The sequence below is a fragment of the Amycolatopsis bullii genome, from assembly GCF_014654205.1.
Classification (GTDB): domain Bacteria; phylum Actinomycetota; class Actinomycetes; order Mycobacteriales; family Pseudonocardiaceae; genus Amycolatopsis; species Amycolatopsis plumensis.
Genome location: NZ_BNAW01000032.1, coordinates 46,350 through 67,646, shown reverse-complemented (window position 1 = coordinate 67,646; position 21,297 = coordinate 46,350). Strand labels below are relative to the sequence as shown.

Annotated in this window: 21 protein-coding genes; 11 read left to right on the top strand and 10 right to left on the bottom strand. The window is 69.7% G+C overall.

Translation table 11 applies throughout. The annotated features are described in order from the left end of the window. Positions 1-310: 310 nt before the first annotated feature. Both IE317_RS29400 and IE317_RS29395 read right to left on the bottom strand, forming a co-directional pair. Positions 311-1,099 carry an SDR family oxidoreductase gene (locus tag IE317_RS29400; RefSeq protein WP_191314594.1) on the bottom strand — a complete coding sequence of 263 codons (789 nt, stop codon included), beginning with the start codon at positions 1,097-1,099 and terminating at the stop codon, positions 311-313. 27 nt (positions 1,100-1,126) lie between these two features. Further along, on the bottom strand, positions 1,127-1,489 hold the full coding sequence (locus IE317_RS29395; protein ID WP_191314593.1) for a nuclear transport factor 2 family protein: 363 nt from the start codon (positions 1,487-1,489) through the stop codon (positions 1,127-1,129). A gap of 78 nt (positions 1,490-1,567) precedes the next feature. Between IE317_RS29395 and IE317_RS29390 the strand changes: the two genes are divergently transcribed. The 3 genes from IE317_RS29390 (at position 1,568) to IE317_RS29380 (ending at position 4,984) form a co-directional block, all read left to right on the top strand. After that, positions 1,568-2,362, top strand: a complete 795-nt coding sequence (locus IE317_RS29390; protein WP_191314592.1) for a MerR family transcriptional regulator — start codon at positions 1,568-1,570, stop codon at positions 2,360-2,362. Between the two features lie 250 nt (positions 2,363-2,612). Then, positions 2,613-3,779, top strand: a complete 1,167-nt coding sequence (locus tag IE317_RS29385) for a GDSL-type esterase/lipase family protein (protein ID WP_229902986.1) — start codon at positions 2,613-2,615, stop codon at positions 3,777-3,779. Between the two features lie 65 nt (positions 3,780-3,844). After that, a complete protein-coding gene (locus IE317_RS29380) occupies positions 3,845-4,984 on the top strand; it encodes an FkbM family methyltransferase (RefSeq protein WP_191314591.1) in 1,140 nt (379 codons plus the stop codon). A 129-nt stretch (positions 4,985-5,113) separates the two neighbouring features. Here the strand turns inward: IE317_RS29380 and IE317_RS29375 are convergent, their stop codons facing one another. After that, positions 5,114-6,316 (bottom strand): hypothetical protein, encoded by a 1,203-nt coding sequence (locus tag IE317_RS29375; protein ID WP_191314590.1) that lies wholly within the window; start codon positions 6,314-6,316, stop codon positions 5,114-5,116. Between the two features lie 291 nt (positions 6,317-6,607). Here IE317_RS29375 and IE317_RS29370 point away from each other — a divergent pair, with 291 nt between their 5' ends. Next, positions 6,608-7,024 carry an ATP-binding protein gene (locus IE317_RS29370; protein WP_191314589.1) on the top strand — a complete coding sequence of 139 codons (417 nt, stop codon included), beginning with the start codon at positions 6,608-6,610 and terminating at the stop codon, positions 7,022-7,024. Positions 7,025-7,035: 11 nt separating this feature from the next. Here the strand turns inward: IE317_RS29370 and IE317_RS29365 are convergent, their stop codons facing one another. Beyond that, a complete protein-coding gene (locus IE317_RS29365; protein WP_191314588.1) occupies positions 7,036-7,785 on the bottom strand; it encodes a DinB family protein in 750 nt (249 codons plus the stop codon). 12 nt (positions 7,786-7,797) lie between these two features. Further along, a complete protein-coding gene (locus IE317_RS29360) occupies positions 7,798-8,217 on the bottom strand; it encodes a hypothetical protein (protein WP_229902985.1) in 420 nt (139 codons plus the stop codon). Positions 8,218-8,414: 197 nt separating this feature from the next. On the opposite strand from IE317_RS29360, the gene IE317_RS29355 reads away from it, so the two are divergent. Next, positions 8,415-9,845, top strand: a complete 1,431-nt coding sequence (locus IE317_RS29355) for a M1 family metallopeptidase (RefSeq protein ID WP_229902984.1) — start codon at positions 8,415-8,417, stop codon at positions 9,843-9,845. 423 nt (positions 9,846-10,268) lie between these two features. Here IE317_RS29355 and IE317_RS29350 read toward each other — a convergent pair whose 3' ends face one another. Beyond that, on the bottom strand, positions 10,269-11,258 hold the full coding sequence (locus IE317_RS29350) for a hypothetical protein (RefSeq protein ID WP_191314587.1): 990 nt from the start codon (positions 11,256-11,258) through the stop codon (positions 10,269-10,271). A 187-nt stretch (positions 11,259-11,445) separates the two neighbouring features. Here IE317_RS29350 and IE317_RS45510 point away from each other — a divergent pair, with 187 nt between their 5' ends. Further along, a complete protein-coding gene (locus IE317_RS45510) occupies positions 11,446-12,135 on the top strand; it encodes a helix-turn-helix domain-containing protein (protein WP_191314586.1) in 690 nt (229 codons plus the stop codon). Between the two features lie 9 nt (positions 12,136-12,144). On the opposite strand, the gene IE317_RS29340 is transcribed toward IE317_RS45510, so the two are convergent. The 4 genes from IE317_RS29340 to IE317_RS29325 all read right to left on the bottom strand — a co-directional run bounded on the left by IE317_RS29340 (position 12,145) and on the right by IE317_RS29325 (position 16,315). Next, the gene (locus IE317_RS29340) at positions 12,145-12,969 is read right to left on the bottom strand and encodes a DUF72 domain-containing protein (protein WP_191314611.1); all 825 of its coding nucleotides are present in this window, start codon (positions 12,967-12,969) and stop codon (positions 12,145-12,147) included. A gap of 74 nt (positions 12,970-13,043) precedes the next feature. Further along, positions 13,044-13,895, bottom strand: a complete 852-nt coding sequence (locus IE317_RS29335; RefSeq protein ID WP_191314585.1) for an alpha/beta fold hydrolase — start codon at positions 13,893-13,895, stop codon at positions 13,044-13,046. Between the two features lie 31 nt (positions 13,896-13,926). Next, the gene (locus IE317_RS29330) at positions 13,927-15,099 is read right to left on the bottom strand and encodes a hypothetical protein (protein WP_191314584.1); all 1,173 of its coding nucleotides are present in this window, start codon (positions 15,097-15,099) and stop codon (positions 13,927-13,929) included. 4 nt (positions 15,100-15,103) lie between these two features. Next, entirely contained in the window at positions 15,104-16,315 is a 1,212-nt protein-coding gene (locus tag IE317_RS29325; protein WP_191314583.1) for an SAM-dependent methyltransferase, read from the bottom strand. 188 nt (positions 16,316-16,503) lie between these two features. Between IE317_RS29325 and IE317_RS29320 the strand changes: the two genes are divergently transcribed. The 5 genes from IE317_RS29320 to IE317_RS29300 all read left to right on the top strand — a co-directional run bounded on the left by IE317_RS29320 (position 16,504) and on the right by IE317_RS29300 (position 21,126). Next, the gene (locus IE317_RS29320) at positions 16,504-17,397 is read left to right on the top strand and encodes a TIGR03619 family F420-dependent LLM class oxidoreductase (RefSeq protein ID WP_191314582.1); all 894 of its coding nucleotides are present in this window, start codon (positions 16,504-16,506) and stop codon (positions 17,395-17,397) included. 310 nt (positions 17,398-17,707) lie between these two features. Then, positions 17,708-18,889, top strand: coding sequence for a hypothetical protein (locus IE317_RS29315; RefSeq protein WP_191314581.1), 1,182 nt, complete (start codon positions 17,708-17,710; stop codon positions 18,887-18,889). A 10-nt stretch (positions 18,890-18,899) separates the two neighbouring features. Further along, the gene (locus tag IE317_RS29310) at positions 18,900-19,511 is read left to right on the top strand and encodes a vWA domain-containing protein (RefSeq protein ID WP_191314580.1); all 612 of its coding nucleotides are present in this window, start codon (positions 18,900-18,902) and stop codon (positions 19,509-19,511) included. Then, positions 19,508-20,488 carry a phosphotransferase gene (locus tag IE317_RS29305; RefSeq protein ID WP_191314579.1) on the top strand — a complete coding sequence of 327 codons (981 nt, stop codon included), beginning with the start codon at positions 19,508-19,510 and terminating at the stop codon, positions 20,486-20,488. Before IE317_RS29310 ends, IE317_RS29305 begins: the two co-directional genes overlap by 4 nt. After that, the gene (locus IE317_RS29300; RefSeq protein WP_191314578.1) at positions 20,485-21,126 is read left to right on the top strand and encodes a hypothetical protein; all 642 of its coding nucleotides are present in this window, start codon (positions 20,485-20,487) and stop codon (positions 21,124-21,126) included. Before IE317_RS29305 ends, IE317_RS29300 begins: the two co-directional genes overlap by 4 nt. The last annotated feature ends 171 nt before the right edge of the window (positions 21,127-21,297 follow it).

Here is a 21,297-nt window from a genome sequence, read left to right as displayed (position 1 = left end):
GCCCGCTATACAGCGATACCCGAGACGTGAGAGACCTTCCCGCTGCTCCGACCCCGGCCGGACCAGAGCATGGTCAGACGCGCCCCAGCTGACGGCGTAGCCATGCCACTCGAGCGGCGATGGCGTCCTGCGAGAGCACGGCCACCCCCGGGGACGGGCTGGCGCATCTCGGCGATGTTGTCCGGACGGTACGCGTCTGGTGGACGCACGCTGGTCAGCATCTCGACGACGGGAGCGAGCTCCGGATCGAAAAGGGGTTGGCAGGCCGACCGGCTGGGCGGTGACTTGCGTAGTCATGTGTTCTCCCGGCTCAGACCGTCGGAACGGTTCCGCCGTCGATCACGTATTCGGCGCCCACGATCGCCGAGGCGCGGTCCGAGACCAGAAAGCCGACGAGGTCCGCGATTTCCGCGGTGTTCGCGAATCGTCCCAGCGGTACTCCTCCGAGGGAGTCGTAGATGGTCTGCTTGGCTGCGTCACGGGTGATTCCGTTGCCCTCGGCGATCCGGTCCACGAACCTCTCGTACGCTTCGGTCTCGATCCCGCCGGGACTGATCGCGTTGACCCGTACGCCGCGTGGCGCGAGCTCGTTGGCGAGTCCCTTGCTGTACGTGCGCAGGGCGGCTTTCGCTGCTGCGTACGCCAGGGACGCCTCGTAAAGGGGTAGTTCACGCTGGATCGAGGTGAAGTGCAGCACCACGCCCGCGCCGGACTCGATCATCGCCGGAAGAAGAGCCCGATCGAGCCGCACCGCTCCCAGGAAGTTGAGGTTCAGCTCGGTGAGCCACTGATCATCGGTGATGACCGCGAATCCACCGGGCGGCGTCGACGCACCTCCGACGACGTGCACCAGGATGTCGAGCGCGCCGCCGGTCTCGGCGATCCGAGCGGCCACCGCGTTGGTGCCTTCGATCGTCGTCACGTCCGCTTCGATGAACCGGCCGGGGTACTCGTACCCGTCGGGCATCGTTCGCGCCGTCACGTACACGTCGGCACCCATCTCCCGCAGCCTCTCCACGACGGCCTTGCCGGAGCCCTTCGAACCGCCCGTGACCAGGGCCCGGCGGCCGTCGAGACGATCACGATGTGAACCAGACATTTCTTTCTCCGCTGAAATCGACGTAGGTCAGGCTGTGTGGTTGGCGATGACGAGTTCGGCGATGAGGTCGTCCCGCACCGTGAACCGGTAGTCGAGCTCGGCGACGCCACCCGGGAAGGTGCCCTCGAGCCGCACGGTCACCACCCAGTGGGTGTCGTCGACGCGGCGAGCGCCGATCTGCTCGGTCGTGTACTCGAACTCGGACCCGGCGTCCCGCAGGAACGCGTGGACCTCTTCTCGGCCGCGGAAGGTCTGGTCCTGGTCGACGACCACTGCATCCTCGGTGAGGAACGACGAGGCGGTGTCGGCGTCGCGGACGACGTGGGCGGCGAAGAACTCGCGCACGGTGGTCGGGAGCAGCTCGGACGGGAGATCGGTGTGCTGTGTCATGAGCCCATCGTGTGATCTCGCGACGGGGGAGGGTCAAGCCGTGGACCCTCCCCCGGGGAGAGAGTCCAGAATGGAGAGGTGCTGAGCATCGGGGAGTTTTCGCGGCTGACCCACTTGAGCGTGCGGACCCTGCGCCGGTACCACGAGGCGGCCCTGCTGGAGCCCGCCGTGGTGGACGAGACCACCGGTTACCGCTACTACGGCGTCGACCAGATCCCGACCGCGCAGGTCATCCACCGGCTCCGCGAACTCGACGTCCCCCTGAGCGACGTGCAGCGCATCCTGCGGACCCCCGACCCCGATGTCCGGGCGGCCCTGGTCGCGGACCACCTGCAACGCCTCGAGGACGTGCTCGACCGCACCCGGGCCGCGGTCGTGTCGCTGCGTCGCCTGCTCCGGCCCGACCCCGCGCCGATCGACGTCGAGCTGCGTGCGGAGCCCGCCCGGACGGTCGCGGCGGTGGAGGCCGTGGTCGGGCACGGCGACGTCGCGGCCTGGTTCGCCGGCGCGATGGCCGAATTGGAGGCGGCCGTCGGCACCGCCGTGACCGGACCACCGGGCGGCTGCTACGACAACGCCCTGTTCGAACAGGAACGCGGTCACGCGCTCGTCTACCTGCCGACCGCTGTGCCGCCTCGCACCGGGCGCGTGCACCCCGTGGTTCTTCCGGCCGCGGAACTGGCCGTCACCACCCACGTCGGCGAGCACGACGGCGTCGAGGTCACCTACGGCGAACTGGGGACCTGGGTGGTGGAGAACGCGATGTCGGTGGCCGGGCCGGTGCGGGAGGTCTACGTCGTCGGCCCTCGTGACGCAAGCGATCCCGCTGCGTGGCGCACCGAGATCGGCTGGCCGGTCTTTCGCGTGACCTGAAGCGGCCGGTGCCTGTCTTTCAGTGGCCACCTGCATCCATGGCGGGATGCATGGTCCTGCGTGACACCGCCAGACTCAAACTGCCGCGTAAGCGAATCGGCACTCTGCGTGATCCGCTGTGCCGATGGCAGCGGTGAGTCCAGTGTTGCTGATCACGCCGCGCCTTCATTCACCGAAAGCGTTGCGCACCAGCGGTGAACACGAACCGCACCTTCGCTGTTACGAACCGGGGCAGTTGTTGCACGCCTGCGTGGCCGGGTCGGCAAACTCGGGAACCACCGGCACCCAGTGGATCGCGGCCTGGGGCACTGCCATGCACGAGGCGATGCCGCTGAACGCCTCGAACTTCAGTTGCCGCAACGCCGAACGCGTCAGCGCGGACGGCACGCAGATCCGCATCCGACTGACCAACCAGTTCGTCCGCACGCCCACCACGTTCAACCGGGTCACTGTCGCGCAACGCGGCACCGACAGCACCATCGTCCCCGCCACCCTGCACGAAGTCACCTTCGGCGGCCAACGCGTGGTCACGATCCCGGCCGACGGCGAGGTTTTCAGCGACCCGGTACCCATGCCCGTCACCGCGGGCGAGCAACTCGCGGTCAGCGTATTCTCCGCCGGATCCGTCACCGAGTACCCCAACCACGAACTCGGGCTGGTCGGTGAGTACTGCACCGACTTCGGCGGCGGCGCCGGGGACCACACAAGCGATCCCGGCCCGTATCCGGGCCGCGGGATCAACGTGGCCTGGGTGTCCGGCATCGAAGTGGCCGGTGGCCACACCACAGGCGCCGTGATCGTCCTCGGTGACTCGGTCGCCGACGGAGCACACGCCACGGTCAACACCTTCAGCACTTGGCCGGACGTGCTGTCGCGCAGGTTGCAGGCCGCGGGCACGCCGCTGTCGGTCGTCAACGAAGGAGTCGCGGGGAACGCCCTGATCACCCCCGGCGGAGTCGGCCCGACCGCGGCACAACGGTTCGACCGGGACGTACTCGGCCACAACGGCGCCCGGACGGTGATCATCGCCGAAGGCTCCAACGACCTCTACCTGGGCACGGACGCCACCACCCTGATCGACGGACTCGAACAGCTCGCCGACCGGGCACACGCCGCCGGCCTCCGAGTAATCGGTGCCACAGTCACCCCGCGCCGCGGTGGGTGGTTCGGCGACGACGACGCCAAGGACACCAACCGTGTCCAGGTCAACCAGTACATCCGCACCGACGACCACTTCGACGCGATCATCGACTTCGACGCGATCGTGCGCAACACCGACCCGAACTACCCCCACTCCGGCGCACCCGGCTACCAGAACTGGCTCAACCCCGCGTGGGACAGCGGCGACCGCATCCACCCCAACGACAGCGGCTACGCCCTGATGGCCAACTCAATCGACCTGTCCACCTTGAACTGAACGGAATGAGCGCTCAGCTCTGACCGGGCGTTAGGCTCGAATTCCCTTCCCGACTTGGAGGCTCTGTGGAGCGGTTGGTTCCCGACGTCAGCGGGTACGACCCGGCGCTGGCCGGCCGGATGCGGGCCACCGTGGCCTGCACCGACGCCGACGGCATCCCGAAGGTCGTGGACGCCGGGACGTGCCGTGACCACGACGGTACGCGCGTGCAGGTCATGCACAACGGGTTGCTCGTCGAGGAAGGCGGCTACTACGGCGCCTGGATGACCGAAGTCATCCGGGGTCTGCGGGGTCACCACGAACCCCAGGAAGAGGTCGTGTTCCACCGGATCCTCGAGCGCCTGGCCGCGGACGGCGGATCGCCCACGATGATCGAGTTCGGCAGCTTCTGGATGTACTACGGCCTCTGGTTCTGCCACGCGATCCCCACCGGCCGGGCGGTCGGCCTCGAGCCGGATCCGGCGTGGATCGACGTCGGCCGCCGCAACGCCGCGCTCAACGGCTACGAGGACCGCGTCCGGTTCGTCCGGGGTGCCATCGGCGCCGAGCCCGGCGAGCCGCTGGCGTTCGAAGCCGAAAGCGACGGACAGGTTTACGACGTCCCCCAGCACGACCTGGCTTCGCTGCTGGCCGAAACCGGCCTGGAGCGGGCTGACCTGGTCCTCGTCGACGTCCAAGGGGCCGAGACGATCCTGATCGAACGCGCCCGCGGCGACTTCGAAGCCGGCCGGGTGAGGTTCCTGGTCGTCTCCACTCACCACCACAGCATCTCCGGCGATCCCCTCACCCACCAGAACGCCCTCCGGAACCTGCTCGACGCCGGCGCCCACGTCATCGCCGAGCACACGGTCGGCGAATCCGTCAGCGGCGACGGCCTCATCGCCGTCTCCTTCGACCCACGCGACAAGGACTTCACGGTCCCCGTCACCCACGCCCGCTACCGCGAATCCCTCATGGGCGAAACAGAATACGACCTCGCCGCCGCCCTCGCGGCACAAGCCGAAGCCGAAGAAGCCGGAAAGGCCGCCATCTCCCACGCCGAGCGGCTGGACGAGGAAATCCACCGACTCCGGGCCGAGGTGGCCCGCACCGCAGCCGAACGCGACCGTCTCGAGGCGGAACTCCAAGCCGTCTTCGCCACCAAGCTCTGGCGCTGGGCGAAGAAGCCTCGCGAGATCTACGCACGCCTCACCAAGCGGCAATGACCTGAGTCGAGCACGCACTGTCCGCCCGCGTCGGCGTGCCGTCGTCGGTGGACGTCTCCCGAAGCCGACACCCGGACCCTTCGCAGTTGTACGGGTCTGGACGCACCGGTTACGAAGCAAAGTAAACGGTTATCGGGCGCCCTGCCTGCGGGCGCCCTGACGGGTCAGCACGACGAGTTCCCCGGGGACCAGGTCGACGTGGACGTGCAGCCGATTCCCTCCTCCGTGGTAGTTGAGGCTCCCTCCGCCGCTGACGTTTCCGGCGAATCCCACCCTGCCTCGCCGCAGCACGTTGTTGGCCGCGTTGGCTGCTGAGAAGTCGTTGTACAACGCCGCGAACCTGAAGTCTGTCTCTTCTGCGGCTTCGTCCATCGCGTTGAACAGTTCGACCACCTGCCCGCGAACCCAGAACGTGTCGCCGCGGAGCCCGGGAAGAGGCACGTTCGCGCCGCGTTCGCCGGTGAGGTACAGGTCGAGGGACAAGCCGCGGTTCACGAAGCCAGGCGAACCGTGTCCGACGCGCGTGGTCCACCGGACGTCCGAGAACCGGCTGCGGAGAGCCATGAGGAATTGTGCAGTCCGCTCGGTGACGAACTGGGCACCGCGCGGACGAGGCCGGATTTGCAAATCCCATGGGTCGTAATCCGTGGAGGCCCGGGTTCCGAAGGCCGCCTCTTCCTGCGCCGGTGACATGACCCGGAAATGTGTCCACATGTCCAGGCTTCCGGGCGGCCGGGAAGGCTGGACCAGCCGGAAGAGCAGCTCCTGGTTCCGGTTGACCATCCAGGTGTTCGCGAGCGTGTGGGCGGGCATACTCTGCGCCTCCGCAGCCGCGATGTGCTGGTCCCAATCCTCGGTCAGATCTTTGAGCATGTGTGTCCGATAGTCCTCGCGCAGCCGTTTCCAGGCCGCGTCATCCCCGCGCGCCGGGGTGGGGATCGTGTTCCGCGCGGCTTGCGCCTCCCGGGAAATTCGCCGTCGTCGCTCCTCTCTGCTCTCCCCCGGGATGCCGGGCTGTGCCGCCAGTGACCGTCCGGTCCGGCGTTCCGCGACGTTGCGGCGCTGCTCGACGAGGTCGCCTTGCGCTACCCGGCGGCTGTATTGCGCGGCCAATGCCTCCGCGAACTCCGTCACCGTGGCAAGTCCGCTGAAGCGTGTCCGGGGAAGTGCCGCGACTCGCAGGGCTCCGGCCGGCAGCGGAGTGATCGCCACTGGATCGGGCACCGCTGGAACCACGGGACGCGGCGGCGCGGGGAGACCCGGCGACTCCGGGTCCCGCTGCAGCGCGAGCGCAGCGACCGCCCGGTTGCCGGCGGTTTGCTGCAGCCGCACCAGCCGGTGCACCACTGCCGGCGGCTCGATCGGCTGCTTTGCCGGCCGTGGGTTGCACCTGCGAGCCTCGTGCTCATGTGCGGCCACTCGACCACGATCGCGCAGCAATCACTGACCGTCCGCCAGCGTACGGGCAGTCATGGAGCACTCGCTCACTGCTCGAACGGGCAACCTGAACGGGGCCACCACGCCGTCAGCAGGTTCAGTGTCGCGATCTCTGGGTAACCACGGGTCCAACATCGACTCCACGCACTACGAACGCGGAGTCGCGGACCAGGAAGGGCCTCCCCGATGCCCACCGAACAGCAGACGCCCCAGGTGGACGACTCGTTGCGTGTGGTCGCGCTCGAAGTCGCCGATGATCTTGCCGAGCTGGCCAGGGTGCGGGCCTGGGCCGATCGGCTGCTGCAGGACCTGCCCGAAGAGCAGCGGGTCGAGGCGCTCCTGGTGGTCGACGAGCTGACGTCGAACGCGCTCCGGCACGGCAGTCCACCCCGCCAGGTCCGCCTGCTGCGCAAACGCAACTGGCTCTCCGTGGAGGTCGACGACACGTGCGTGGACCCCGCTTGCCCGCGGCCGCCCTCGGCCGAAGGCGGGCACGGGCTCAAGCTCGTCGCCGGCATGAGCGTCTCGTGGGGTCAGTGGCAGCGTCCCACCGGGAAGACCGTCTGGGCCGAACTCGACCTCACCGGCGCGGCTTCCGGGTAGAGGGCACCGCGTCAGGCCTCGAGCACCGCGAGGTCGCGTACCGCGTACCGGTGGTGTTCGGCTTCTTCCTTCAGCACCACCTTGAGGCAGCGGCGCGGGACGTACTCCTGGTCGGGATACATGTCGGCCGGCTTGCGCGCGCACACCCGGTCGAGTTCGGCCGCCGTGAGCCCGTCGACGACGCGCCGCATCGTTGCCATGCGCGCGAGCCGCGGTGCGAGCACTTCGTCGAGCGTCGGGGTGGCTTCGAGGGTGAGGCCGAGCTTCGCCGCCTCGTCCGGCGGTGTTCCCCCGGCGGGGAGGCCCAGCGGGTGGTACGGCGCTTCCTCCTCGAGGACGGCGTTGCCGAGCCAGGCATCGGAGGCGAACAGCAGGTGCCGTTGGGTCTCGACGAACGACCACTCGCCGTCGACCTGCTCGTGCAGCTTGGCCTCGGGTAGCCGCTTCGCCCGGTCGATCGTCGCGCCCCACAGGGCCTCGATCACGTCCCAGGCCGCCCGGTAGTCCTCGGGTGAGGCCGCGTTTCGCGCCAGCGCCCGCGCGGGGTGCCGGCGGTCGAGCTCGGCCTCGACGTAAGCGGTCACGTCGACGTCGTTGACGACGACGCGCTCGAAGTCACCGCCCAAGGAGATGTCGCGGCCGTAGCAGTCGACGATCTTCAGGCCGCTCACCTCGCAATCGCGGATTTCGAGGTCCGCGAGGTCGCAGAGGTGGATCCGAGCACCGCGGAATCGGTCGGTCTTGGTGTAGTGGGAAACCATCGGGGCAGTCCATCACGGCAGCGCTGTCTCGGGCCATGACTGCGGCGCAGGACCGAACGCGCGCCGGGCCGCTCGGACGGCCAGTGCGGCGACAGCAGCGTTGGCGCCACCACCGACCGCCGCGACGATGCCGAACGGAGCCACCCGGGCGAGCTGGCGGGCCCAGTGCTGACCGGTGCGCTCGGCGATCTTGCCGACGATGATCGAGGAACCCGACTGGCCGAGCAGGATCCCCATGACCAGCGTTCGCCGGCGCTCGATCTCGTCCAGCCGGACCCCGTGGACCTCGGCGACCCTCAGCACGAACAGGGTGCTCAGCTCGAGCGAAGAGAACGCCTCGCCCGCCGACAAGGCCAGGGCGACGGTGGGGGCAGCCGCGGTGGTCCCCACCGCGGCCCCGGTGCTCGCCAGTGCACTGCGTGACAATGCCACGGGAATCACCGGCTACGCCCTCGAGCCGTACGTCGTGCCGGACGGCAAGGTCAGGACGTGCTGACCGCTCCGCGGAACCCGAGTGGTACGACCGGCCACCAACCGCCCGAACCGGACGTCTGACCTGCCGCAACAGGGTTGATCCGGGTGTCGGGTCGGACCTACTCTTCAGCGTCGATGCTTGCCGAGGAGGACCGATGCGAGGCGCAACCCTGGGCCGTGGCCACCTGCTGGTCATCTCCGCCTTCACCGTGGGCCTGCTGGCCGCGACGGGCACGGCAGCGGGTGCGGCGACGGCGCAAGCGCCGCGGTTCTCCCCCGGTGCGCCCGGCGCCGGGGATCCGTACTTCCCCGACATGGGCAACGGCGGCTACGACGTCGGCCACTACGACATCCGGCTGGCGTTCAGCCCCGGTACCGGGGCCATCGACGCGACCACGACGATTTTCGCCACGGCCACCCAGGATCTCTCGCGGTTCGACCTGGATTTCCAGGGACCGCTGACGATCAGCAAGCTCTCGGTGAACGGCCGGAACGCCGCCTTCACCCGCAGCGGCGCCCAGGAGCTGGTGATCACCCCGCCGTACGGGCTGCGGAAGGGTAGCCCGTTCGTCGTCTCGGTTTCCTACGCCGGTGTCCCGCAGAAGATCGACGACCCCGCGCTGGGCGTCTCCGGCTGGGTCGCCACCAAGGACGGCGCGGTCGCGCTCAACCAGCCGATCGGCGCGGCGACCTACTACCCGGTGAACGACACCACCGACGACAAAGCCACCTACACCCAGACCATCACCGTGCCGGCCGGGCTCACCGTGCTGGCCAACGGCGAACCCGGGCCCACCACCACGCACGATCACCAGACCACCTTCCGCTGGTCCATGAACCGGCCGATGGCCAGCGAGCTGAGCATGCTCGCGATCGGGAACTACGACGTGACCCGCGGTGTGGCGGCCGGCGGTCTGCCGAACATCACCGCGATCGGCCAGTCGATCGACACCGAACCCGGTCAGGGCAAGGTGTTCAACGAAACCACGGCGCAGATCGTCCAGTGGGAATCGTCGATGTACGGGCAATACCCGTTCGACTCGACCGGCGGCATCCTCGCCGACGTCGGCGTCGGCTACGCCCTCGAGACGCAGAGCCGGCCGGTCTACGACCAGGACACCAGCGACGTCGACGGCGACCTGCTCGCCCACGAACTCGGCCACCAGTGGTTCGGCGACAGCCTCACGCCGGTGCACTGGTCGGATATCTGGCTCAACGAAGGATTCGCGACCTACTCGGAGTGGCTCTACCAGGAGAAGTTCAACAACGTCCCGGTGCAGGAGACCTTCGCGAAGGCCTACGCCGACGAGAAGGACTGGAGCGGCAAGGTCGCCGACCCCGGACGTGACCACATCTTCGACGACCTGGTCTACAACCGCGGCGCGATGGCGCTGCAGGCGCTGCGCACGAAGATCGGCGACCGCGCCTTCTTCGACGTGCTGAAGCAGTGGCCGGCGGCGAACCGGTACGGCACCGTCTCGACCCGGCAGTTCATCCAGTTCGTCGAGCGGCTGACCGGCCGGAACCTCGACTCGTTCTTCCAGACCTGGCTCTACCAGCCGGGCAAACCTCGACTGACCAGGTGACGTTGCAGGTCCCGGTGGCGGAATCGGTCCGGCCGAGCGGAACCGATACCCGTGGCCGCACCCGTTCACCTCTTCGCGTCCCTCGTCGCGGGCCGCGGCCCAGTTCACGCACCCGCCGTGCGAGTTCGGTGACCTGTGCCTGCCGGACGTCGGTGTGGTGCAACGGCCAGTCCAGCATGACGTTGACCAGCCGGACCGGGCCGCGCGGGCCGTCGATGTCGACCCGGACCGCGCTGCCCGCGTGGCCGGCGGGGTCGGGCGGAGATGCCGGCTTGCCGTTGCTCCCACGGCCCGAAGCGGCCCCAGACGTTCCAGGTGAGCAGCCGGAGCTGCGTGCCGATCAGCGGGCCGTACGGCTGCAGGGGATCGACCGTCATGATCCGGCACGATACCGCCGGGACGGCGGACGGCGGGTGCGTCGGATCAGCCGGTGACCGGCCGGCCTCGCCGGTATGCCCCGGCCATGGCGTGGAAGGACCGCTTGGGCGCGAGGCTGCCGTCGGGCATCAGCTTGCAGACTCCGTAAGAGGCCAGGTCGAGGTCGAAGCGCGGGTCGGGGTGGTGGGGGTATTCGTAGCCGGCGAAGGTGAACCAGAACGCCGTGTCCACGCCTTCCTCGTCGAAGAGCGCGATCATCTCGCGCAGGTAGCGGGCCTGTTCCTCCTCGTCGCGAACGTACTCTCCGGTGACGTGCGGCGGATCGGCGTCGTGATCGACGACGCCCAGCCAGCCCAGGCCGCCACGCTCGGCCGCTCCCCGGTAGGTGCAGCAGCCGAACTCGGTGGCCGCCAGCGGCTTTCCGTGCCGGGCGTATTCGCGCAGGCCCTGGCGGAAGGCGTCCCCGGGATCGCCGTAGGCGTCGGCGCTCACGATGTCGAACGGCGTCCAGTCGATCTGCTCCCAGGTCCCGGAGGCGTAGGTGAGCTTGCCGCGGAACCGGGTGCGCACCGCGGCCGCGACGGCGGCCAGCACCGGGTTCAGCTTCGCGGACGCCGCGGCGACCTCGGCCAGCGCCTCGGGCGCGCCACCGGCCAGGGCTTCGATCCTGGCGAAACTGTCGCGGCCGGGGAAGAAACCGGGGGTGAACAGGCTCAGCTCGCAGCCGGTGACGAACACCTCCGCCCCCGCTTCCTCGGCGCGGTCCGCACAGTCGGCGAAGTACGGCACCAGTTCCGCCGCGGGCAGCTCACAGGGGAACGGCGAGAACCAGACCTCCAGCCCGGCGTCGGCGGCGTGCCGGGCCGCCACGGCCAGCCGCTCGGGGTCGCCGCCGGTGATCCGGACCGCGTCGCAGTGCAGGTCCTCGGCGATGACGCGGATCTCCCGCCGCACCGCCTCCGCGTCGAACACGGGCCGCGAACATTTGCCACCCGGGCTGAAGCCGGTGTCGTACGTGATTCCTCGAGCTCTCATCCCGGAACATTTAGTACGCGGCAAAACCACGGTCAACGAAGGAATTCCCAGTCGACATCGTTTGCGCAGTTCACGCCGGTAGTAGTCGTTGCAACGACCGTGACGGCTAATGCACGTTCGTTGCAAAGATCGACGAGCGGCCCCCATACTGGCCGCACCCACCCCCGGAGCGGAGGAGCCTGCCGGAATGCCAGGACGCAGGCTGACCAGCGCCGACCGGCAGCGGATCGCCGAAGGGCTGGCCCGGAACCTGGACTACGCCGAAATCGCCCGCAGCCTCGGACGTCCCCCTTCGACGGTGAGCCGCGAGGTCGCGCGCAACGGCGGGCCGGGCCGCTACCGCGCGGAGCTGGCGCAGCTCGCGACCACCCACCGCGCCCGGCGCAGTCCGGCCCCGCCCGCGAAACCGGAAGTCAGCGCCGGCGCCGCCACGGCCTTCGTCGCCGAACTCACCGCAGCCCTCGTCGACACCGGCATGCCGCGCACCGCCGCCGGCGTGCTGGCGTGCCTGTTCACGTCCGAAACGGGCAGCCACACGGCCGCCGAGCTGGCGCAGCAGCTGCGGGTCAGCGCGGCGACCGTCTCGCACGCGGTCACCCTGCTGCGCCGCCACGGACTGATCCGCGTCGGCCGCGACAGCCGGCGTCACCGCTACTTCCTCGACGAGAACGCGGGCATCCGTTCCGCGGTGGCCGGTGTCCACGCCAACCAGCGACTCGCCGCCACCGCATTGCGCGGCGCCGGCATCTTCGGCGCCGGCACCGCCGTCGGTACCCGGCTCGCCGCCGCCGGGACGTTCCTCGAACAACTCGGCAACGACATCCTTCGTGCCGCGGAAAAACACGCACGCGCCGCAGGGTCCACTGCGCCCGGCTAGATCGGGGCCTCAGAACAAAGTTGCGGGCTCGATCGGTTCCGGCTCCGGCAGCGCGTCGAGGTCCGGCACCAGCGCTCGCACGTCGTCGTGGAAGCGGCGGGCCAGTGCCGGTGCGTCGGCGTTGTCGGGCGTGTGCACGAACACCGTCGGCGTGCGGCCCTCCCGCAGCCAGCCCGCCACCACCTCGGTCCACGGCTGCCAGCCCTCGACCGTCTCCGCCACCGAGTCGCGGCCCAGGTAGCGGACGATCGGCCGGTCGGTCAGGGCCCGCGTCCGCCGGGGCAGGCGCGGTTTCATGGTCCAGGTTTCCCGTTCGGCTTTGCTGGCCGGCGGCCGCCCGAAGAACACCGTGGTGTCGAACGGCACCCACTCCGCGTCCGCGTCGGCGAGCGCGGCCTCCAGCGACGATGCCGCGCCCGCGTCGGTGAAGAATCCGGGGTGCCGCACCTCCACCGCGCGCCGGCGGCCGGTGGGGAGGCGGCGCAGGAACCGGCGGAGGGCATCGACGTCCGGCGGGCCGAACGAGCCGGGGAGCTGGGTCCACAGGACCGCCCGTTCGCCGAGCGGTTCGAGCGCGTCCAGGAACGCCCGCATCTCAACCTCGACCCCGGCGAACCGGCGCTCGTGCGTGACGACCTTGGGCACCTTGACCACGAACCGGAAATCGGGTCCGGTCTGCTGCGCCCAGCCCGCGACGGTCTCGCGGGCGGGGGTCGCGTAGAACGTCGTGTTGCCTTCGACCGCATTGCACCAGCCCGCGTAGGCGCGCAGCCGCTCCTTGGCCGGCAGCGCCGACGGCACGAACCGGCCGGCCCACGCCTTGTGGGTCCACATCGCGCAGCCGACGTGCAGACGTGCCACTCTGCCAGCTCCCCTCGGGTCCGTGGGTGAACCTACCCCGGGCGTGCCTAGGTGACCGCCAGTGCGTCCTCGACCGCCGCGGCCACGACGTCCGGCGCCTCCAGCGGCGCCGCGTGGCCCACCCCCGGCAGCACCCGGATTTCCGCGTCCGGCAGCAGATCCGCCATGACCCCCGTGTCGGCGACGCTCGTCATCGGGTCCAGGCCGCCGACCAGGAAGAGCACCTTGGCCGGGATTCCGGCGGCCGTGCGCTCGAATTCGCGCCAGTAGTGGCGGTTCTGCCAGAGTCCCGCGATCGTCTGCGCGTTGCCCGCCTCCTCCATCAGGGAGTCGCGGGCCTCGCGGGACGCCAGCGCCGGCCGCGAGACCAGCCGGCGCCCGACCAGCAGCCTGCTCGACCACTCGCGGCTGGCTATCGCCCGTTTCACCACCGGCGGCACCGGGGTGCCGACCAGCGCGAACAACCGCAGGTAGGACAGGCGCGACGTCGTGGTGCCGGGCACCCGGCGCAGGGGCCGGTCGATGAACCGGGCCACGCTCGACAGGCCGCCGTTGGCCAGGACCGCCGACCGCACCGCCGACGGCAGCTCGTGGGCGATGACCAGGGCCACGAACGCGCCGACCGAGTGGGACACCACCGTCACGCGGTCGCGGCCGGCCGCCGTCAGCTCCGCGGCGATCGCCTCGCCCAGCTGGGAGACCGTGGGGCGCGTGTTGCCGAACGCCGCGTGCGCCAGCACCGGGGCGCCGTACGCGAGATCGGCGTCGACGCCGTCCAGCCGGCGGATCACGAAGTCCCATTGCCGTTTGTTGCCGCTCATTCCCGGCAGAAACAGGACCAGCGGGCGGCCGGGACGAAATTCGGTGATCGGCTCCAGCAGGCTGGAAATTTCGGCCACCACACGCCTCCTCGCCAGAGTTTGCCGAATCCTAACGCTTCAGCAGCCACGAAACAAGCGCAAGCACGATCGGGGCGAGCAGGTAGACGAATACCGCGGTGAACGTCGCCCGCGTCCGGAACGGCAGGTCGGGGCTCTGCCAGACTTTTTCCGCCTCCTCGGCCGCGGTCTTCTTTTCTTCCTCCGTTTTCGCGGACAAGAGCCGGTCGTCGACGTAATTCTGTTTCGCCTGCAGCACCGATTTGTGCGCGATCATCGTCGGGTAGATGACGAGCGTGCTGTTGACGATCATCACGGCGGTGACGATGAAGAACGTCCACTGCGTGAACGGCAGCCACACGATGCATACGCCGAGCGTCGTCACGAAGTGCGCGAGCGTCGAGCCGTACGTCCACTGCATGAACCGGCGCAGCGTCCGCAGGCCCCAGTAGCCGTCGTTGTTGGCACGCAGGTGGGGCGTGACGCCGAAGCCGACCGTGGTCGCCGTCTGCGCGAAGATCGCGAAGATCAGGCCCATCAGCAGCTGCTTGAGCACGAAGTAGAACATGTACGCGCCGAGCAGCCAGAGCAGGACGGCCATCACCGGATGCGCGTCGCCGTTCGCCCACCAGCCGGCGTAGACGGCCGCGCGCCACGGCTCGGTCTTGCCGGGCACCGGGTTCCACCCCGCCAGCAGGCCGCCCGTCTGGAGGTAGCGCAGCAGGCAGTACGCGCCGAAGCCGCTGAGCAGGAACAGCCCGAGCGAGACCTTCTTCCCGCCGATCCGGCGGAACCGCCCGTTGGCCCGCATGATCAGGATCTGGACCTCGCGCGGGTCGAAGTGCGGGACGTCGTCGCCGATGTTGCGCACGGTCATCGGGATGAAGTCGCGGATGGACTCCACCTGCTCGAGGCAGAACAGCGGCGTGGCCAGCGCCGTGAAGAGGACGACGAGTGCCACCGGGTCCTGCAGCAGCGGCATCCCGATGCCGTCGAACCGGGCCGGCGCCCGCACGACCGCGGCGATCGCCGACGGCTCCTCCGAGGTGTTGATCAGCACCTGCTGCTGGCCCGCGAACGCGAGGATCACCAGCGCCGTGAACACGCCGAACGAGTTGAACCCGGCTTTCGCGCGCAGCGGGCGCGTCGAGCCGGTGAGCTGCCGGTTTCGGCCGAACGACCGCCCGATCAGCTGCGGTTTGAGGCTGTCCAGCGAGACCGCCATCGCCTCACCTCGCCTCCGCGAGGACCTGGGTGACGTCGATGCTGCCGTCCTCGAACCGCCGCCGCGAACCCGCGAGGTAGGCCCGCCAGGCCCGCGCCCGCTCGAGCCCGGCGGCGGCGACGCAGGCGTCCCAGTTCCGTTCGAGGTTGTCCAGCCAGGCGCCGGTGGTCCGCGCGTAGCCTTCGCCGAAGCTTTCGGCGGACAGCACGCGGAACCCGGCCCGGTCGAGGTCGGCGAGCTGCCGTGACAGCGGGAGCAGCTGGCCGTTCGGGAACACGTACCGCTGCGCGAAGGCGTTGGCGCGCAGCCGCCGCGGCCCGCTCTCGCGGCGCGTGATCGCCTGGTTGACGTAACGGGCGCCGGGCCGCAGCGAGCGGCGGACGAGCGAGAAGAACGCGGGCGAGTGGCGTTCCCCGACGTGTTCGTACATCCCGACACTGGCCGCCGCGGTGATCCCGGGAACCGGCAGCAGCTGCCGGTAATCACCGTACTCGATCCGCACCCCGGCACGGCCGGAAAACCGCCGCGAGGCGTATTCGTACTGTTCGCGGGACGCCGTGAACCCTATTCCCCGCGACCCGAAGGTGGTTTCGGCGTGGTCGAGGAAACTCCCCCAGCCGCAGCCGATGTCGAGCACCGTCGAATGCGCGCCGAGTTCCAGTTTTTCGCCGATCCGCGCGTGCTTGCGGTCCTGCGCGGCTTCCAGGGAATCCGCGGGTTTGGCGAACATCGCCCCGGAATAGGTCATCGACGGGCCGAGCAGCAGGGCGTAGAAATCGGCGGTCAGGCCGTAGTGGAAGTCGAGTTCGGCCCGGTCGCGGGCGACGGTGTGCCGTCCCGGGCGCGCGGCGCGGTACTCGCTCGCCGTGGCCCCGGCCGTGGCCAGGTCGCGGAACCCGCGCCGGGCCGTCACCCGCAGCGCGGTGGTGAGCAGCCCGGCGGCGACGGCCGGGTGGTGGAGATCGGCTTCGTGCGCCGCCACCGGCGCGATGTCGCCGGAGATCTCGATGTCACCCGCGACCCACGCCCGCGCCAGGCCTAGACCGCGCGGCGCCCGCAGCACCCGCGCGAACGCGGCGGGCGTGCGGATCACCAGCGTCGTCGACGCGTCCGAGGGGCCGCTCCGGCTGCCGTCGTAGGCGGCGACCGCGACACCGGGCAGGCGGCGCGAAAGGCGGTCGACCAGCGGCTGGAGTTCCGGGGCCGGTGCGCGCACGGGGGTCCCCCACTTCGTCGGAAGTGACGTCCGCGCGGGAAACCGCGGCTTCCCGCGTCCAGTCAGTCGCACAGCGAGTCCCGCTCGTTACGGTCAGTCGAACCGCAGACTGCTTGAAGGCGCAACTGAATGCGAGTAGTAGTGGCTTCAGGACCGATCGGGTCCGTTCACTCTTCAGGGGAGAAGCAATGCCACTTGGTTTCAGCCTTCCGGTGTTCGGCAAGGCGGCGGCCACGCCGGGCGGGATCGCGCGGTACGCGCGCGAGGCGGAAAGGGCCGGCGCGGCCGGATTCTGGGTCGGCGACCGGTTGCTGTCGCCGGTCAAGCCGGTGGTCTCGTACCCGGGTTACGACACCATGCCCGAGGAGTTCCACACCGCGCAGGATCCGTTCACCGCACTGGCCATCGCGGCGGCGGTGACCGAGACCGCGGTGCTCGGTTCCAGCACCATCAACGCGACCCAGTACCAGCCGGTGAACTTCGCCCGGCTGCTGACCAGCCTCGACGTCGCGAGCAACGGACGGCTGCTGCCCGGGCTGGGCATCGGCTGGTCCCCCGACGAGTACGAGGCCGTCGGCGTGCCGATGGCCGAGCGCGGCAAGCGGCTCGACGACCTGCTCGACCTGCTCGAGAAGTGGTGGACCCAGGACACCGTGACCCACGAAGGGGTCGGCTACCGGGTCGCGGAGTCCCACATCGGCCTCAAGCCGGTGCGCAAGCCGCCGATCCACCTGGCCGGCTTCGGCGAGAGGTCGCTGCGCCGGGTCGCCGAACGAGCCGACGGCTGGCTCCCGGTCTGGTCGGTGCCCGAGCAGTACCCCGCGGACGTGATCACCTCGACCCTGGCCAAGCTCCGCGCCGACGCCGAGCGGGCCGGCCGCGACCCGCAGGCGCTCGGCGTGGCCCTGCGGGTGAACACCGATCCCGGCACGGACGCGAAGGCCATCGCCGAGTCGGTCACGAAGATCGTCGAGCTGGTGGAGCCGGACCACACGTTCGTGGACCTCACGTACCTGACTGGAGGTATCGAGGAACACCTCGACCTCACCGGCCGGTTGCTCGAGCTGACTGCCAAGGGCTGAGGTCCGGCGCGGGAACCCCACGGGGTTTCCGCGCCGGCGTTCACGGTTGCCGGAGTGCGCCGGCGAAGCCGGGTGACGCCGAAGCCCGCCCGAGCACCCGCCGGTTCGGCGGTCGCCGCCGAGTGGTGTAACGCGGGTCGGCCCGTCCGACGACTCCTCGCGGTAACCGGTCCTCGAAGGGGGTGGCTTGCCGACCGAAGACGTGCACCGGCGGATGGTGGAGACGCTGCTGCGGGCAGGAGGCGAACGCGAGCCGAACGAGTTCCCATTGGGAGTGCGATGGGACAAGGCCGTCCGGAGGCCTCGTTGGGTGTTCCAGAGGAACTTCGCATGGGAGTGGTCGTCGGCGCTGGCGGTGAAGTCCCTGTTCGCCGGCGAATCCCGCGTCGGGACCATGCCCGGCGACGAACGTTCGACGTTGCTCACCCGCTACGACCTCTGGTGCCGGCGTGGGGCGCGCCTGAAGTGGATGCTCGACTTCCTCGGCGAGGCCGTACCGGCGGCACTGGCGATGTTCTTCGTGATCTCGACCTTCGTCGTGCCGATTTCGCTCTGGGATTCCGGAAATCTAGGCCGGGTCGCGCTCGTCGGCGAGCTGGTGGTGCTCTTCGGCTCCGGGGTCATGACCGCGACCGTCGTCGCGGAAACCCGTCCCGACCGGGTCTCCACGCTCTTCGCCCTGACGGCGATCGCCGTCGGATTGGCCGCCACACTGACCATCGGTGGCCCCTGGGCGGTCTCCGTCGGCGAAGCTTCCGTCGAATGGTCCAGCCCGCTCGGGCTGCTGATCCTCCTCGGTTCCTGCCTCCTGACGATCTTCTGCGTCGTCGTCCTCAGCCTCGTCGGCTCGCTCGCCACGCGCCTGTTCGCCAAGTACGTCAGCCGGAGCAGGCGCGAGGAGCTGACCCTTTACTCCCTTGCGCTCGTGCTGGTCCAGCTGGTGGACCGCGCGCCCGGCGAACGGCGCCTGCCGTCGCCCGGCCACCTGCGGTCCGTGGCCGCGTGCCTCGAAGGCCTGGGGGGCACCGTCGACCTCACCGACGCCCGCCACCGGCGCGTGTTCCGGGACCGGATCCGGTCGGCGGCGCTGGCCGTGCGGGAAAAGGCGCTGTGGATCGCGCTGCCCAAGGTCGACACGCAGGCTGCTTTGCGCACCTTCGTCGTGGGCCTGATGACGGCGGTGCTCGAGGGCACCTATGACGAATTGCCAGTCACTCCAGCCGGTTCTCCGGCGAAAAGGTGGCGCCGGACCAAGGCGTTCGCCGTCTTGCTGCGGACGCTGGTGGTCGGTGCGTTCCCGGTCGGCGTCCTCTGGCTCATCCACCGGCTCGGCGTGCCACTGCCCGATCCGCTGGGCGCCACGGCTACCCTGTTCGCCGTGCTGTGGGCGAGCATCACGGTGCTCACGGCGCTGGATCCGGCCCTGCGCGAACGCGTCGACCTTCTCCGGAGCGTCACCGGGTTGCTCTCCGGACCCAAGCCGGACAAGTGAGGAGTGCGGAATGCACCGGATCATGCCGCTGTACCTGGTGGTGAACACTTCGCGTTCGATGGCCGCGCGCCTGGTGGAAATCGAACACGTGCTCACCGCTCTGTCCGACGAACTGCTGGAGTCGCCGATCCTGGGTGACCGGGTCCGAGTCTGCCTGGTGACCTTCGCCGAAAGCGCCCGGTGCGTGCTGCCCCTTTCGGACCTGACCGAGGTGACCGACTTCCCCGCCCTGTCGCCGGGGCGAGAAACCCGGTTCGGACCAGCCTTCCAGCTGCTCACCCGGCTGACGGGCGCGGACTCGGCCGCCCACCTGGCCGCCGGGGTGTCTTTCTACCGGCCGCTGGTGCTGCTGGTGACCGACGGCGTCCCCGCGGACCGCGGCTGGCGGGAGGCGTTCGACCAGTTCTACCGGCACGCCCACCCCCGCCTCATCCTCATCACCCTGGGTGTGGAGCGGTCGCAGGCGCAACAGATCCTCGACGCGATGCAGGTCTCCGGGATGCGCATGCTGAGCGACTCCCCGGACCAGCCACTGGCCAAGCAGATCCTGGCCGACCTGATGGCCTACACCGACGAACTGGTGACCTCCCGGGCGATCCGGAACCGGGACGACTTCGCATGAGCGCCGAGACCTGGCCGCCCGTACCGACCCGCATCACCGAAGCCGAGGTCGCGGTCGGCGAGCAGGTGGCGCGCGGCGGCGCGTCGACCGTCTTCTCGATCGCCGGCCCGCGGAAGACGTTGCTGTACAAGAAGTACACGAAGCCGCGAGACGCCGACGAGCTCGACGGATTGGTCGCGACGTACGCCGGCTGGGACGCGAAGACGCTCGGCCACGTCCGGCGCACGCTGGCTTGGCCGGTCGCGACGGTCGGCGAAGGCGGCCAGGCCGTCGGGGCGCTGGTGGTGCGGGCCGCGGCTCACTTCCAGTTCACCCTGCCGTCCGGCCGGATGCGGGTCCGTGACTTCAACTTCCTGCTGTACGAGAAGCGGTCCGAGAAGCTCGGCGTGCCGCGGGCGACCGACCGCGAGAAGGTCGACTTGCTTCGCGCGCTCCTGGACGTCCTGTCGTGGCTGGACGAGCGCGGCTTCGTGCACGAAGACCTCGCGTCGCACAACCTGCTGTGGAAACTCGATCCCGCCGAGGTGTTCGTGCTGGACTGCGATTCGCTGCGGCCGCTCAGCAGCGAAAGCTCCGCGCCCCTTTACACGACAGTCGACTGGACCGACCCTCGCGTGCTCTCCGAGGAGGTCGGCCGACCCGACCGGGCGTCGACGTCGTACGTTCTCGGCCTCCTGGTACCCCGAGTGCTGGTCTCGCCCCACTGGTACCCCGGCGACGCACTGCCGCCCGAACGCCTGCCGGCCGCGCTCACCGAGCTGGTTGTCCGAGCATCCGGCCCAGCCGGGTCCCGGCCCTCGTTGATGGAGTGGGAACGCGGGCTGGCCAAGGCGTCGGCGCAGACGACCGGCACTGTCGTGGAACCGGCACCGGTCGGCGACCCGGCCGCCGTGCGGAGAGCAGACCGGTGGATCTTCGCCGGCGGACTGCTGCTCGGGGCGCTGTTCGCGATCTTTGTGCTGGCGAGGCTCTGGTGAGCACGTCGAAACTGGCCGGGGTTTCGGAATGGGCCGCGCAGGCCACGCAGATCACTACCGGCGTAGCGGGCCTGTCCTACGCCTTCGGCTGGATCCTGATGGCCCGCTTCTACGGCGCGCTCGGCGTCGACCCGGAAGACGTCGGCATCACGTTCACCTGGCTGGTCGTTCGCGCGTTCCTGGTCGGCCTGGTCGTACTAGGGGCGTTCCTGGCCGTCCGCTGGCTGCAGAACCGGGCGGCGTCGGCACAGTCGACGTGGATCACCCTGTCCGTCGGCACCGGCGTGCGGTCGCTGGCGGAGGTGCGCCTGTCACTGCCCGGGCGCTACCTGCTCCGCGGCCTGGCCGGTGCGCTGACCGGATTCGCGGTGGTCTTCCTGGTGGTCCTGCCCTTCCGGCTGGGCGACCACTTCGCGGCCGACGCTCTGGCCGGCCGCCCGGTCGATTTCGGCGTCCTCGGCACGACGGTGATCAGGGCGCCGGAAGTCCGGATTTCTTCGGCCGACCCGGCGAAACCGTCACCGGCGGCGGGATGTGTCCTGCGGCTGGGCGGCAACGCAGGCACGTCGTTGTTCGTCGTCGGCGGCCGCGTGCTCCGCGTGTCGGACCAGAACGTGATGGTGTCGTCGTCTTGCTGATCAAAGTTCCGAAAGTTTCGGCGGGAATTCCGTTCTTTTCGAAAACCACTACGCCGGGGAATAACCCCAATTCTTTTCGGTCGCTTGGTTGAAGTTTGTCCGGATCGGGGATAAGCTGCTGCCACCCTGGGAGCGCTCCCACATGAACCGCACGTTCTTTCGAGAATGGAG

Excerpts from the sequence above, each read along its gene's own strand:
- IE317_RS29355 (WP_229902984.1), top strand. The coding sequence starts at position 8,415 with ATGCGAGGCGCAACCCTGGGCCGTGGCCACCTGCTGGTCATCTCCGCC.
- IE317_RS29320 (WP_191314582.1), top strand. The coding sequence starts at position 16,504 with ATGCCACTTGGTTTCAGCCTTCCGGTGTTCGGCAAGGCGGCGGCCACG.
- IE317_RS29395 (WP_191314593.1), bottom strand. The coding sequence starts at position 1,489 with ATGACACAGCACACCGATCTCCCGTCCGAGCTGCTCCCGACCACCGTG.
- IE317_RS29365 (WP_191314588.1), bottom strand. The coding sequence starts at position 7,785 with ATGGTTTCCCACTACACCAAGACCGACCGATTCCGCGGTGCTCGGATC.
- IE317_RS29400 (WP_191314594.1), bottom strand. The coding sequence starts at position 1,099 with ATGTCTGGTTCACATCGTGATCGTCTCGACGGCCGCCGGGCCCTGGTC.
- IE317_RS29350 (WP_191314587.1), bottom strand. The coding sequence starts at position 11,258 with ATGAGAGCTCGAGGAATCACGTACGACACCGGCTTCAGCCCGGGTGGC.
- IE317_RS45510 (WP_191314586.1), top strand. The coding sequence starts at position 11,446 with ATGCCAGGACGCAGGCTGACCAGCGCCGACCGGCAGCGGATCGCCGAA.
- IE317_RS29370 (WP_191314589.1), top strand. The coding sequence starts at position 6,608 with ATGCCCACCGAACAGCAGACGCCCCAGGTGGACGACTCGTTGCGTGTG.
- IE317_RS29310 (WP_191314580.1), top strand. The coding sequence starts at position 18,900 with ATGCACCGGATCATGCCGCTGTACCTGGTGGTGAACACTTCGCGTTCG.
- IE317_RS29340 (WP_191314611.1), bottom strand. The coding sequence starts at position 12,969 with ATGTGGACCCACAAGGCGTGGGCCGGCCGGTTCGTGCCGTCGGCGCTG.
- IE317_RS29330 (WP_191314584.1), bottom strand. The coding sequence starts at position 15,099 with ATGGCGGTCTCGCTGGACAGCCTCAAACCGCAGCTGATCGGGCGGTCG.
- IE317_RS29305 (WP_191314579.1), top strand. The coding sequence starts at position 19,508 with ATGAGCGCCGAGACCTGGCCGCCCGTACCGACCCGCATCACCGAAGCC.